At 52.8% G+C, this 12,314-nt stretch carries 13 protein-coding genes; 7 read left to right on the top strand and 6 right to left on the bottom strand.

The genetic code is table 11. The features are described from left to right. Positions 1 to 173 precede the first annotated feature (173 nt). A complete protein-coding gene (locus Q4A85_RS09660) occupies positions 174 to 368 on the top strand; it encodes a hypothetical protein (RefSeq protein ID WP_303109833.1) in 195 nt (64 codons plus the stop codon). Positions 369 to 431: 63 nt separating this feature from the next. Here the strand turns inward: Q4A85_RS09660 and Q4A85_RS09655 are convergent, their stop codons facing one another. From Q4A85_RS09655 to Q4A85_RS09640, 4 genes are all read right to left on the bottom strand, one after another. Beyond that, entirely contained in the window at positions 432 to 1,187 is a 756-nt protein-coding gene (locus tag Q4A85_RS09655; RefSeq protein ID WP_303109831.1) for a formate dehydrogenase subunit gamma, read from the bottom strand. Further along, on the bottom strand, positions 1,187 to 2,101 hold the full coding sequence (gene fdxH / locus Q4A85_RS09650; RefSeq protein ID WP_303109829.1) for a formate dehydrogenase subunit beta: 915 nt from the start codon (positions 2,099 to 2,101) through the stop codon (positions 1,187 to 1,189). The genes Q4A85_RS09655 and fdxH overlap by 1 nt, the downstream gene beginning before the upstream one ends. A gap of 11 nt (positions 2,102 to 2,112) precedes the next feature. Beyond that, positions 2,113 to 5,187 (bottom strand): formate dehydrogenase-N subunit alpha, encoded by a 3,075-nt coding sequence (fdnG, locus tag Q4A85_RS09645; RefSeq protein ID WP_303109828.1) that lies wholly within the window; start codon positions 5,185 to 5,187, stop codon positions 2,113 to 2,115. A 445-nt stretch (positions 5,188 to 5,632) separates the two neighbouring features. Then, positions 5,633 to 6,382, bottom strand: a complete 750-nt coding sequence (locus Q4A85_RS09640; protein WP_303109839.1) for an amino acid ABC transporter permease — start codon at positions 6,380 to 6,382, stop codon at positions 5,633 to 5,635. A 146-nt stretch (positions 6,383 to 6,528) separates the two neighbouring features. Here Q4A85_RS09640 and ribF point away from each other — a divergent pair, with 146 nt between their 5' ends. The 3 genes from ribF (at position 6,529) to Q4A85_RS09625 (ending at position 9,231) form a co-directional block, all read left to right on the top strand. Next, positions 6,529 to 7,470 carry a bifunctional riboflavin kinase/FAD synthetase gene (gene ribF / locus Q4A85_RS09635; protein WP_303109827.1) on the top strand — a complete coding sequence of 314 codons (942 nt, stop codon included), beginning with the start codon at positions 6,529 to 6,531 and terminating at the stop codon, positions 7,468 to 7,470. A gap of 341 nt (positions 7,471 to 7,811) precedes the next feature. Beyond that, positions 7,812 to 8,000 (top strand): hypothetical protein, encoded by a 189-nt coding sequence (locus tag Q4A85_RS09630; RefSeq protein ID WP_303109825.1) that lies wholly within the window; start codon positions 7,812 to 7,814, stop codon positions 7,998 to 8,000. Between the two features lie 37 nt (positions 8,001 to 8,037). After that, positions 8,038 to 9,231, top strand: a complete 1,194-nt coding sequence (locus tag Q4A85_RS09625; protein WP_303109823.1) for an amino acid aminotransferase — start codon at positions 8,038 to 8,040, stop codon at positions 9,229 to 9,231. Positions 9,232 to 9,367: 136 nt separating this feature from the next. On the opposite strand, the gene sppA is transcribed toward Q4A85_RS09625, so the two are convergent. After that, a complete protein-coding gene (gene sppA / locus Q4A85_RS09620) occupies positions 9,368 to 10,372 on the bottom strand; it encodes a signal peptide peptidase SppA (RefSeq protein WP_303109821.1) in 1,005 nt (334 codons plus the stop codon). 139 nt (positions 10,373 to 10,511) lie between these two features. On the opposite strand from sppA, the gene Q4A85_RS09615 reads away from it, so the two are divergent. From Q4A85_RS09615 to Q4A85_RS09605, 3 genes are read left to right on the top strand one after another with little or no spacing between them, the layout of a single operon-like run. Then, the gene (locus Q4A85_RS09615) at positions 10,512 to 10,640 is read left to right on the top strand and encodes a hypothetical protein (protein ID WP_303109819.1); all 129 of its coding nucleotides are present in this window, start codon (positions 10,512 to 10,514) and stop codon (positions 10,638 to 10,640) included. A 3-nt stretch (positions 10,641 to 10,643) separates the two neighbouring features. Next, positions 10,644 to 10,847, top strand: coding sequence for a hypothetical protein (locus Q4A85_RS09610; RefSeq protein WP_303109817.1), 204 nt, complete (start codon positions 10,644 to 10,646; stop codon positions 10,845 to 10,847). A gap of 39 nt (positions 10,848 to 10,886) precedes the next feature. After that, complete coding sequence (locus tag Q4A85_RS09605; protein WP_303109815.1) at positions 10,887 to 11,405, top strand: hypothetical protein; 519 nt, start codon at positions 10,887 to 10,889, stop codon at positions 11,403 to 11,405. Between the two features lie 186 nt (positions 11,406 to 11,591). On the opposite strand, the gene Q4A85_RS09600 is transcribed toward Q4A85_RS09605, so the two are convergent. Continuing rightward, the gene (locus Q4A85_RS09600; RefSeq protein WP_303109813.1) at positions 11,592 to 12,164 is read right to left on the bottom strand and encodes a 50S ribosomal protein L25/general stress protein Ctc; all 573 of its coding nucleotides are present in this window, start codon (positions 12,162 to 12,164) and stop codon (positions 11,592 to 11,594) included. Between the last annotated feature and the right edge of the window lie 150 nt (positions 12,165 to 12,314).

The following is a 12,314-nucleotide window of genomic DNA, read 5'->3' as shown; positions in this document are numbered from 1 at the left end:
GCATCCTTTTTTCGGCGCGTGCGAACTAGCCGCACTTCGTGCGTCGTCGGACAAGTGCACGCTTTTTCCCGAAAAAAGGATGCTCCGTTCGGCTGGACGTAGGGGAGAAAGCAGTAGTATCAACCAGTTGTGAAGAGTTAGGCAGCCTGAAACCTTTGCAAAACCTGTAACCGATGGAGCGTCGGTGGCTCGCCGACATTTTGTTAATCAAACAAGCTATGTTGAATCAACCATTTGGCGACGAGCCGTCGCCGCTCCATTTTAGATTTCAGGCTGCCGTTAAGGTTTTGCAAAGGTTTCAGCCTAAAAACACCAAACACCCCAACCCCAAGCATCCATTCCATTCTATCAAAACAAAGGCAGCCTGAAACCCGCGTAAACCAGTTTTCAGGCTGCCTTTCTTGTCTTATATGGTGAAACGCCCACACGCTTTATGATGCTTGCGGCGGATTTCCTGCTGCCGCCGCAGGGGCGTTGTTGGCGTTTTCAGGCTGCCTTGCATCGGGCGCGTTGCCATTTGTGCCGCCTGTGCCATCACCGTTATCACCGCTGCCGTTGGGCGTTTCGTGCGCGGCGGCCATCACTTCACGATACCATTTGGGGTGGTGTTTTTTCGCCCAAGTTTGCGTAACCACGCCTTCGGTCATGGCGCGAACCGTGCCGCGTATCCAAATGGCGGCGTAAACGTGCACAATAATGCCCGCAATCAAAATCGTTGCCGCCCATGCGTGCAGCAGCAGGGCGATGCGCACGGTGTCAATGGCAAAATAGCCCGAAAAATACTGCCGCCAAGCGATGATGCCTGTGATGCCCAGCACCAGCATACAGCCCGTCATCAGCCAAAACATCCCCTTTTGCCCGCCGTTGTATTTGCCCACATCGCCCACTTCATGCCCGTTGAGCACTTGCGGTACCGCCATCATCCATTTGATGTCTTCTTTGTTGATGAAATTGTGCCGCCAATAGCGCAAAAACTGGCGGAAAAAGCCCAGAAACATAATCACGCCGATAATCGGATGCACCATGCGCGCCAGCTGCGGCGTGCCAAAAATGCCCGTGAGCCAGAAAAACGCGGGGTAGAAAAACGCCAAGCCCGAGATGGCCAGCAACACAAAACAGCCTGCCACCACCCAGTGATTAAAGCGTTCTGCGCGTTTATAGCGTTGGATTAAGCGTTCTTTTTTCATTATGCGTCCTCCTCACGTTTCAAGATGTCGCCCTCTTTGCCGATGACTTCGGGTGCTTCTTCTTCGGCTCGGTTCGGGCCTACGGTGATGTAGTGCAGCCAGCCTGTTGCCACAGCGGCGGCGATGCCAAAGGTTGCCAAGGGTTTGAGCAAGCCTTTCCACAGTTTCACCGTTGCGCTGATGTGTGGGTTTTCAGGCAGCCCTTTATACAAAGTAGGGCGGTCGGCATGGTGCAACACATACATAACGTGCGTGCCTCCCACGCCTTGCGGGTCGTATAAGCCTGCGTTTTGGTAGCCGCGATGGTTCAAATCTTTGATACGCGCGGCGGCAAGCTGTTTCATGTCTTCCTTGCTGCCAAATTGGATTGCGCCTGTGGGGCAGGTTTTCACGCAAGCGGGCTCTTGCCCCACCACCACGCGGTCGGAACACAAGGTGCATTTGTAAACCTTGTTTTCCTTTTTATCCATGCGCGGGATGTTGAACGGGCAGCCTGCGATGCAATAGCCGCAGCCAATGCAGTTTTCTTGATGAAAATCCACAATGCCGTTTTCGTATTGAATAATCGCCCCTGGGGATGGGCAGGCTTTCAGGCAACCAGGGTCGGCGCAGTGCATACAGCCGTCTTTGCGGATGAGCCATTCTAGCTTGCCGTTTTCTTCGTGTTCGGCAAAGCGCATCACCGTCCACGATTTGGAAGTCAAATCAATCGGGTTGTCGTACACGCCGTGGTTGGTGCCGATTTCATCGCGGATGTCGTTCCACTCGGAGCACGCCATTTGGCAGGCTTTGCAGCCGATGCAGGTGGTTACGTCAATCAGCTTGGCGATTTCAATCGGTTTGCGCACCTCTGGGGGCGGCGTGATTTCTGCCGTTGCGGAACGGCGTTTGATGTCTAATGATTGCAGTGCCATGGTGCCGCTCCTTATGCTTTTTCAATGTTTACCAAGAATGTTTTGTATTCAGGCGTTTGCGTGTTGCAGTCGCCCACAAATGGCGAGAGCGTGTTCACGATGAACTGTTTTTGCCCAGATACGTTTTCCCAACCACCATGCAACGGAATGCCGATTTGATGTACGGTTTTGCCGTTGATGGTTAAGGGTTTCATACGTTTGGTAACCACAGCACGCACTTTAATCCACGCGCGTTTGCTGCTGATTTTCACCCAATCGCCTTTTTCAATGCCTTTTTCTTTTGCCAATTCTTCGCTGATTTCGCAGAATTGTTCAGGCTGCCCAATCATCAACAATTTCACGGATTTCGTCCAAAATTGGAAATGCTCGGTTAGGCGATAGGTGGTGGCGACATAAGGGAACTCTTCGGCTTTGCCGATGCGGTCTTTGATGCTGTCAAACACGCGCATGGCAGGCGTTTGCACAATTTTGGGGTGCAGGGGGTTGGTGCCGATGGGCGATTCCAATGGCTCGTAATGCTCGGGGAACGGCCCGTCCACCAGTTTACGCGCGGCAAACAAACGCCCCACGCCTTCTTCGTTCATGATAAACGGATTCATGCCACTATCGGGGGCGGCATCGGCTTTGAAGTCGGAAACATCTGCGCCTGTCCATTTTGCGCCATCCCATTGGATAAGCTGGCGATGTTCGTCCCACGGCTTGCCGCTGGGGTCGCATGAAGCGCGGTTATACAAAATGCGGCGGTTGGCTGGCCAAGCCCATGCCCATTTGGGCGTGTTGCCCAAGCCGCTGTCGGTGTTATCGCGTCTATCCATTTGGTTGCCCGCTTGCGTCCACGAGCCAGAGAAAATCCATGTGGCGCATTCGGTAGTGCCATCATCGCGCAGTTGGGCAAAGCCATCTAGCAATTCGCCTTTTTTGCGGATGATGTTGCCATCGGCATCTTTTAAATCTGCCAAGGCATAGCCGTTGGATTCTTTTGCCATTTCAACAGGGCTGGGCGCGTGTGCTTTGGCGTATTTCCACGATAGCTTGGTAATCGGCTCGGGGCATTTGCCGCCTTCTTTTTCATACAAGGCTTTGATGCGTTGATACAGCTCGCCTAGGATGTCCAAATCGGGCAGCGATTCGCCTTGCGGGTCAGCGCCGGGGTGGTGCCATTGCAGCCAGCGAGAAGAGTTCACAATAGAGCCTTCTTCTTCGGCAAAGCAGGGGGTAGGCAGCCTGAAAACTTCTGTGCCGATTTTGCTGGGGTCGGTGGCGTGGGCATCGCCGTGGTTTTCCCAGAATGATGCGGTTTCGGTTTTCAGCGGGTCCATCACCACCATAAATTTGAGCTTGGAGAAGGCTTCGGTTACGCGGCTGGCATCGGGGAACGAGCCTTGCGCGTTAAAGCCTTGCACCAGCAAGCCTTTCATCTTGCCTTGATACATATCTTCGGTAATCTGCAAGATGTCGTACATTTTTTGGTATTTGGGCAGCCAGTCATACGCCCAGTTGTTTTCGGCGGTGGCATTATCGCCATACATCCATTTTAGGAAGCTCACGAAAAACGCGGGCGTGTTTTTCCAATAGTTCAATTGGTTAGGCTGCAAGGCTTTGGGCGTGTTGGCGTTGAGATAATCTTGCAGCGTGGCTTGTTTTTCGCTGGGCAGATTCAAATAACCTGGTAGCGAAGTGGACAGCAAGCCCAAATCCGACAAGCCTTGGATATTGGAGTGTCCGCGCAGGGCGTTCACGCCGCCGCCCGACATCCCAATATTGCCCAGCAGAAGCTGAATCATCGCCATGGTGCGGATGTTTTGCGTGCCGTAGGAATGCTGCGTCCAGCCTAGGGCATACAAAATAGTGCCCGCTTTGTTGGGCGCGGACATTTCGCCCCACGCTTGGGCAACTTTTAGGAAATCTTCTTTGCTGGTGCCGCAAATGGTGGTCATCATATCCAGCGTGTAGCGGGAATAATGTTTTTTCATCATTTGGAACACGCAGCGCGGATGTTGCAACGTGGGGTCGGTTTGGGCGTAGCCGTTTTCGTCTAGCGCGTAGAACCATGTTTCTTTGTCGTAGAACGTGCCGTGGGTGTTTTCAGGCTGCCCCTTGGGGTCTTTTGCGCCTGTGAACAAGCCATCGTTAAAATCAAAACCATCTGCCACGATAAACGAAGCATTGGTGTAGTTTTTAACGTATTCCCATTGGATTTTATCGTTTTCAATCAGCCAGTTAATCAGTGTACCCAAAAAGGCGATGTCTGAACCTGCCCTGATGGGCGCGTAAAAATCGGCAACCGATGCGGTGCGGTTAAAACGCGGGTCCACCACAAACAGCTTGGTGCCTTTGCGTTTTTTCGCTTCAATCACCCATTTGAAGCCCACGGGATGCGCTTCGGCGGCGTTGCCCCCCATCACCATAATGAAATCGGCGTTTTGGATGTCCACAAAGGTGTTGGTCATCGCGCCGCGCCCAAAGGTGGATGCCAAGGCGGATACGGTCGGGCCGTGGCACACACGCGCTTGGGTGTCCAGCGCAATCAGCCCGAGCGCGCGGGCAAATTTCACGGTGAGAATGCCTGTTTCGTTGGATGATGCCGATGCCGCCAGCATGCCGATGGTTTCTAAGCGGTTTACGGTTACGCCATCAGCGGTTTTTTCTTGGAACGATGCGTCGCGCTCGTTTTTGATGTGGCGGGCGATGCGGTCTAGGGCTTCTTGCCACGAGATGCGTTTCCATTCGTTGCTGAATGGCTCGCGCACTTCGGGATATTGAATGCGGTTGGGGCTGTTGACAAAATCTACCAGCGATGCGCCTTTGGGGCACAGCGAGCCGCGCGACACGGGATGGTCGGGATCGCCTTCAATGTGAAAGATTTTTTTCTTGGCGTTTTTTGCGCCATCGCCCATGCTGTATAGGATGGTGCCGCAACCTACGGAACAGTAGGTGCAGTTGTTGCGCGCCTGAGATGCGGCGGTGAGCTTGTATTGACGAACTTCTGCGAACGCATTGGTGGGCAGTAAACCCACGGCGGCAAGGGTGGTTGCGCCTGCGCCCGCAGCAGTTACTTTGAAGAACTGCCGTCTGGTTACGTTCATGGTGTGGTTCCTTGTGTTGGCGGCTTTTTCAGGCTGCCTTTTTGGCGGTTTATCACAGGGGTTGTGCGAATTGCTTAGTTGCCACCGCCCCGCTTTGTGAGCTTAACCTTTATATGTAGTTAGATGTTATTCTACTTGAATTGTTGGGTTTTGTTAAAAAATATTGTGCGGGTTTTACGCTTATTAACTATTTATGCTGTGGCGGGCTAGTTCTTTTGACTGAATGGCAAGGCAGCCTGAAAATGGGTTTTGCTCGTTTTCAGGCTGCCTTAAATGGAATGGATAGGGCTGGGCGTGGGATTATCGCCATCATGCGGATGATGCGGATTAAGCCAACCGCAATGCCCACCGCGATGCCAAACATTCGCCCAACAAACAAGGCAGCCTGAAAACGAGTAAACCCCGTTTTCAGGCTGCCTTTGGCGTGAAGAGCAATGCCCCAATGCTATTTGTGATGTCCTGCGTTAAAACGTTTTTCCAACCAAGTGAAGAACATGGTTAAGCAAATGGTCATCATCAGGTACACCAAAGCCACGGTGTAGAGCGGCTCTTCGTAAATGGAATAACGCCCCGAAATGGTTTTTTGCACATACGCTAGCTCGGGCACAGCAATCATCGCCAGCAGTGAGCTGTCTTTGAGCAGCGTGATAAATTCGTTTGCCAATGGCGGCAGCATACGGCGCAACGCTTGCGGCATGATGATAAAGCGCATGGCTTGCGGATAAGTCATGCCCAGCGAGCGGGCGGCTTCCATTTGCCCTTTGTCAATCGATTGAATGCCCGCGCGGAAGATTTCGGTGATGTATGCGCCTGTGTTGGCGGTTAAAGCCAAGCAGCCCGCAATCCACGGACCATATTCGCGGCGCAACGTCATGGCATCTGGCCCGCTGATAATCAAGCCATGCTGCGGATGCACCAACGCCACCAGCCACACGAAATACCAAATAAAAATTTGCACATACAGCGGCGTGCCACGAAAACACGTTATATAAAGCCAAGAAATTTTGCGGCAAACCCATGCAAACACCCGCATGAATATATTGCCGTTTTCAAAGCGCATAATTCGCATCAGCGCACCAATCATGCCCAAAATCGTGCCAAATAACGTGGCAATCACGGTAATCAACACGGTGGCCACCGCGCCCATTAAGAACATGTGGCGATATTCGTAAATTACATCGCAACGAAAATGCAGGTTGGTGCAAATCTCTGAAATCATAAAAAACCAGCCAATACAGGCAACCGTAAAAACGAGTGATTTTACCCGAAAACTTATAAGCAAGCATCCACAAAACGCAACAACTGCCTTACAATCTTGCCTTTTTTTAACCTAAATTAACTATGAACATTTGGCTAGGACAACAACTTCCCACGCCGCTGCCGCCCAGTGCCGTAACCATCGGCAATTTTGACGGCGTGCACACGGGACACCGCCACATTTTGCAACGCCTTGCCAGCGAAGCCCAAGTGCACCAGTTGCACAGCGTTGCCATTATTTTTGAACCGCAGCCCAACGAATTTTTTAGCCGCCAAGCCAACCGAGAACAGCCACAACGCATCACGCCGCTGCGCGACAAAATCCAGCTTTTGCAACAAACGGGCAGCGTGGACAGCGTGTGGGTGCAACGCTTTAACCAGCATTTTGCCAACCAAACCGCCGAGCAATTTATCCAAACCATTCTGCGCGAGCAGCTCAACACGCGCTATTTGCTGATTGGCGACGATTTTCGCTTTGGCAAAGGGCGCGGCGGCGATTTTGCCCTGCTTGCCGCGCAAGACGATTTTGCCACCGAGCGCACGCCCAGCGTGTTGATTGCGGGCGAACGCGCCAGCAGCACCGCCATTCGCCAAGCCTTGCAAACGGGCGACATCGCCGCCGCCAGCCAAATGCTGGGGCATCCCTACACATTGAGCGGGCACGTGAAACACGGCAAAAAGCTGGGGCGCACCATCGGCTGCCCCACCGCCAATGTGCATTTGCCTTTGCATCGCTACCCGCTGAGCGGCGTGTTTGTGGTACGCGTGGCGGGCAGTTTTGGCGAACGCGCGGGTGTGGCATCGTTTGGCAGCAACCCCACCGTGTCGCACACACCCGAAGCCAAACTGGAAGTGCATCTGTTTGACTTTTCAGGCTGCCTATACGGCGAGCGCATCCAAGTAACCTTTTTGCACAAGCTGCGCGATGAAGCCAAGTTTGACAGCATCGCCGCCTTGCAACGCCAAATTGCGCAGGATATGCAGGCGGCGCGGGATTGGCATCGGGACATGGTTAGGGGTATTTAGAACCTGTATTCACTATTTTCATAGGCAGATTTTATGAAATAAAAGCGCGGATACAAGGCAAAAAGCGCAGTAAGGTTGGACACCTTGCGAGCATTTTTAACGCAGTAGCCACGTTTTTAGGGCATAAAAGATGTCTATGGAAATAGTGAATACAGGTTCTTAAAGGCAGCTTGCGGAGCGTAGCGGAGTTGCGAAGCTAAAACAGCCCCATAATGGAGCGGCGACGGCTCGTTGCCCAATGTTTGCCCGCGCAAGGCAGCCTGAAAATTGAGCCAATCCACCTGCATGGTTTTTCAGGCTGAAACCTTTGCAAAACCCCCAACAACAGCCTGAAACCTAAAATGGAGCGGCGACGGCTCGTTGCCCAATATTTGCCCGCGCAAGGCAGCCTGAAAATTGAGCCAATCCACCTGCATAGGTTTTCAGGCTGCCTAATCCCATTCACAAGCCAAAGGCAGCCTGAAAACAAACTTACCCCCCCCACTTCATCTCACCCCATCCGCCCACCGCGCCCACAATCCAGCGTATAATTTTCCCGTCTCAACCCCGTAAACAAAGGACTCCCCCATGTTTTTTGACCAAATCCCCGCCGCCCCCGCCGACCCCATTCTCGGCTTGGGCGAAGCCTTCAAAGCAGAAACCCGCGCCAAAAAAGTCAATCTCGGCATCGGCGTGTATAGAGATGCCGATGGGCAAACCCCCATTCTCCGCGCCGTCAAAGCCGCCGAAACCCGCCTGCTCGCCAGCGAAAACAGCAAAAACTACCTTGGCATAGATGGCGTAGCCGCCTACAACGCCGCCACGCAAGCATTGCTGTTTGGCGCAGAACACAAAATCATCACCAGCAGCCGCGCCAAAACCGCGCAAAGCCTAGGCGGCACAGGTGCATTGCGCGTCGCCGCCGAATTTATCAAACGCCACACCGCCGCGCAAAACGTGTGGATTTCCGCGCCCACATGGCCCAACCACAACGCCATTTTCAAAGCCGTAGGCATCCATATCCGCGACTACCGCTACTACGACTCCGCCGCGCACGCGCTGGATTGGGACGGCATGATTGCCGATTTAGCCCAAGCGCAAGCGGGCGACGTGGTGCTGTTGCACGGCTGCTGCCACAACCCCACAGGCATAGACCCCACCCCTGAGCAATGGGCAACGCTGGCAAAAATGTCCGCCGAAAAAGGCTGGCTGCCGCTGTTTGACTTCGCCTATCAAGGCTTTGCCAACGGCTTGGACGAAGACGCTTTCGGCTTGCGCGTGTTCCTGCAACACAACCGCGAAGTGCTGATTGCCAGCTCGTATTCCAAAAATTTTGGTATGTACAACGAGCGTGTGGGCGCGTTCACGCTGGTGGCGGATAGCGAAGAAGCCGCCGCCCACGCGTTTAGCCAAGTGAAAGTCATCATACGCACGCTGTATTCCAACCCCGCATCGCACGGCGGCACAACCGTCGCCATGGTGTTGCAAGACGCGGAACTCAAAGCGCAATGGATTGCCGAGCTAGACGAAATGCGCGCCCGCATCAAAGCCATACGGCAAAAATTTGTGGACTTGCTGCAAGAGTATGGCGCAAAACAAGATTTCAGCTTTATCGTGCGTCAAAACGGTATGTTCTCATTTAGCGGCTTAACGGCGGAGCAAGTGGACAGATTGCGCGACGAATTTGCCATCTACGCCGTGCGCAGCGGGCGGATTAACGTGGCGGGGATTACCGATGCGAATATTCGCTATTTGTGCGAGTGTATTGTGAAGGTGTTGTAAAACGGTTTCAGGCTGCCTTTGAGCATTAAGGCAGCATGAAAACAAAAAACACGCCATCCAAGATAACGTGTTTCCCTATTCTTTTCAGGCTGCTTATGGGGTTGTAACAACACCCAAAGGCAGCTTGAAACCCTATTCACCACCCCTGTTGCAACAAGCCTTCCAATTTAGACTGCACATTCGCCCCCAAGCCGCGTTGCAACAGCGAAGCCAAATCGTTGTTTTCGGGCGTGTAGTCCACCAAATCGGGTGCTTTCACCACATCCCGCGCCACGCTATACACATTGCCCAAATCGTCCACCAAGCCTGCTTTTTTCGCTTCAATGCCTGTGAATACGCGCCCGCTAAACAAATCGGGATAATCCTTTTCGTTCAGCTTGCCATTGCGCCCTTCGCGCACCGATTTGATAAATTCGGCGTGCACTTGGTCAAGCATTTGCTGGAAAATCGCTTGTTGCTCGGGCGTTTCGGGCGTAAACGGGTCGCCCATGCCTTTGTTGTCGCCCGCGATGCGCACGCGGCGTTTTACGCCAATTTTTTGCATCAACTCGGTTACGTCAAAGCTGCTGCCAATCACGCCGATGCTGCCCATCAGGCTGGATGGGTCGGCGTAAATCTTATCCGCCGCCGCCGCGATGTAGTAGCAGCCCGAAGCGCACACATCTTCCGCCACCACATAAACAGGAATATTGGCGTGTTCCCGCTTCATGCGGCGGATTTCTTCAAACGCGATATTGGACACCACAGGCGAACCCCCAGGGCTGTTGGCGCGCAGCAAAATTGCTTTCACATTGGCGTTTTTATACGCGGCTTCCATGCCCTCGCGCAGAATTGTTACTTGGTCGTGCTCATCGTTGCCGCCAATCACGCCTTTTAGGTTGACCACCGCCGTGTGCGGTTTTTGCGTATTGGCAAACTTGCTCGCCGTGCCGTTGGGGTGCGCTCCGTTATTGCCGCCGCGCGCACCTGCCAAAATTGCCAAGAAAATCAACACGCCAATGCCGCGCCAAATATTGCGCCACAGCCGCGCCCGCCGCTGCTCTTGGTACGCAGCAAACAGCACGTCTTTCAGCGTGGTTTGCGCCCATTTCTCATCATCAACGGGCAAAGATTGTTCGGGGTTGCGGCGGCGAAAAGCCATGATGTCGTCCTTAAAAAATGAAAAAACGCTATTGTAATCAGGTTTCAGGCTGCCTGCATCTATAAATGGGTTGGGGGTGCGCTTATCCAAGGCAGCCTGAAATCTTTGACAAACCTGCCAACTCGTAAAATTCGATTGAATGCGTCATTTGGCGACCAGCCATTTTGGATTTCAGGCTGCCCTTGCTTATTTATACCAAGGCAGCCTGAAAACGTGTTCACACCCATTGCGCATCTATTTCAGGCTAAAACCTTTACTAAATCTGTAACCGATGGAGCGTCGGCGGCTCGCCGACATTTTGTTAATCAACGAAACCACGTTAAATCAACTATTTGGCGACGAGCCATCGCCGCTCCATTTTGGATTTCAGGCTGCCCTTGCTTCATACCAAGGCAGCCTGAAAACGTGTTCACACGCCCATTGCACATCCGTTTCAGGCTGCCTTGCCCTGTTTCCCCGCGCCCAACAATGCTAGAATGCCCCTCCTTTTGGCAGCCTGAAAACGGGAACAAACATGATAAAACGCCTCGCCGCATGGATTGTGATGCTGGATTTGCTGTGGAATGTTGCGCTCAACATCAAAAACGCGCTGCTGCCCACCGCCGCGCCCGCCCCCAAAGACGGCTTGCCCATCTCGCCCGAATTTGCCTTTGGCTGGATACAAGTGTTGGTGAACGGCGGCATGGCGTTGCTGGTTATTTTGTCCATTTTGTTGCTGTTCAAAATGCAACGGCTCGGCAGCCACGGCTACAAGCTCGCGTTCACCATCCCGCGCGTGAGTGCCATGCTGATAGTGTTTTCCTTTGCTCTGCCGTCCGTGTGGCTGTGGGGCTGGGCCATCGCCAACGCGCTGCAAGGTAAGTTCCATATTGACAACAGCCAACTGCGCTATTTGATTGTTGCTGCCTGCCAGCCTTTTTTGGTGCTGCTGGCGTGGCATGTTTGGCGACAACAGCGGCGGCTGCGCAAATTGGTGGCGTTCCCCGTGCAGCCTGAAAACCCAGCGCAGCGCATCATGCCAACCGATAGCTGAATACGAATATAGTTGATGAATTGATCTTTTAATACTGCGTTGGCTCGCCTTGCCGTACTATTTGTACTGTCTGCCGCTCGCCGCCTTGTCTTAAAAATAACTTCATCAACTATACAAAAAGGCAGCCTGAAAACGCGATTTCACGTTTTCAGGCTGCCTTTTATGCGTACAGCGCAATGCGTTTAATTACGCGCCTTTTTTGCCGCTCACATTGGCAATCGCCAAGTTGCTGCCGCGTTTCAACGCCACGCTTTGCACACCTTCGGGGAGTTTCAAATCAGACAAGTGCAGAATGTCGCCCGCCACCACGTTTTCGCAATCCAGCTCAATCGCCGCAGGAATGTTTTTGGGGTCAACAATCACATCCACCACAGTTGCCAACAAAGCCACGCGACCGCTTTGCAATTTCACCGCTTTGGATTTTTCTGCGTTCACAATGTGCACAGGAATGCGCATACGGATAGGCTCGTTTACGTTTACCGCTTGGAAATCAATGTGTTGCACTTGGCGTTTAACAGGGTGCATTTGGTAATCGCGTACAATCACATCTTGCTCTTTGCCGTTGATGTTCAATTTCAACAGTTGAGTAAAAAACGCTTCTTTTTCCAGCGCGTAGAACATTTGTTTGTGGTCCACCGCAATCGCTTGCGCTTCGCCCACGCCGTATACCACGGCAGGCACCAAACCTTCTTTACGCAGACGGCGGCTCGCACCCGTACCTTGCGTTTCACGAACAGTTGCTTGAATTTGAATAGACATGGTCAATCCTTAAAAATAAAAGTTAAAAAATAAAACCGCTACCGAGCTGCGACCAACTCTGCGGTGGGTTAAACCTAATAATCTAGTATCCCTATGCAAATAGTGAATACAGGTTTTGGCTTAACAGATTAAGGCAGCCTGAAACAATGA

Origin of the sequence: Kingella sp. (in: b-proteobacteria) (assembly GCF_030527935.1) — a bacterium.
GTDB lineage: Bacteria > Pseudomonadota > Gammaproteobacteria > Burkholderiales > Neisseriaceae > Kingella_B.
This window is presented reverse-complemented; position numbering and strand designations above follow the sequence as displayed.

Excerpts from the sequence above, each read along its gene's own strand:
- fdxH (WP_303109829.1), bottom strand. The coding sequence starts at position 2,101 with ATGGCACTGCAATCATTAGACATCAAACGCCGTTCCGCAACGGCAGAA.
- Q4A85_RS09655 (WP_303109831.1), bottom strand. The coding sequence starts at position 1,187 with ATGAAAAAAGAACGCTTAATCCAACGCTATAAACGCGCAGAACGCTTT.
- fdnG (WP_303109828.1), bottom strand. The coding sequence starts at position 5,187 with ATGAACGTAACCAGACGGCAGTTCTTCAAAGTAACTGCTGCGGGCGCA.
- Q4A85_RS09660 (WP_303109833.1), top strand. The coding sequence starts at position 174 with ATGGAGCGTCGGTGGCTCGCCGACATTTTGTTAATCAAACAAGCTATG.
- Q4A85_RS09630 (WP_303109825.1), top strand. The coding sequence starts at position 7,812 with ATGGAGCGGCGACGGCTCGTTGCCCAATATTTGCCCGCGCAAGGCAGC.
- Q4A85_RS09615 (WP_303109819.1), top strand. The coding sequence starts at position 10,512 with ATGCGTCATTTGGCGACCAGCCATTTTGGATTTCAGGCTGCCCTTGCT.
- ribF (WP_303109827.1), top strand. The coding sequence starts at position 6,529 with ATGAACATTTGGCTAGGACAACAACTTCCCACGCCGCTGCCGCCCAGT.
- Q4A85_RS09600 (WP_303109813.1), bottom strand. The coding sequence starts at position 12,164 with ATGTCTATTCAAATTCAAGCAACTGTTCGTGAAACGCAAGGTACGGGT.
- sppA (WP_303109821.1), bottom strand. The coding sequence starts at position 10,372 with ATGGCTTTTCGCCGCCGCAACCCCGAACAATCTTTGCCCGTTGATGAT.
- Q4A85_RS09605 (WP_303109815.1), top strand. The coding sequence starts at position 10,887 with ATGATAAAACGCCTCGCCGCATGGATTGTGATGCTGGATTTGCTGTGG.
- Q4A85_RS09625 (WP_303109823.1), top strand. The coding sequence starts at position 8,038 with ATGTTTTTTGACCAAATCCCCGCCGCCCCCGCCGACCCCATTCTCGGC.
- Q4A85_RS09610 (WP_303109817.1), top strand. The coding sequence starts at position 10,644 with ATGGAGCGTCGGCGGCTCGCCGACATTTTGTTAATCAACGAAACCACG.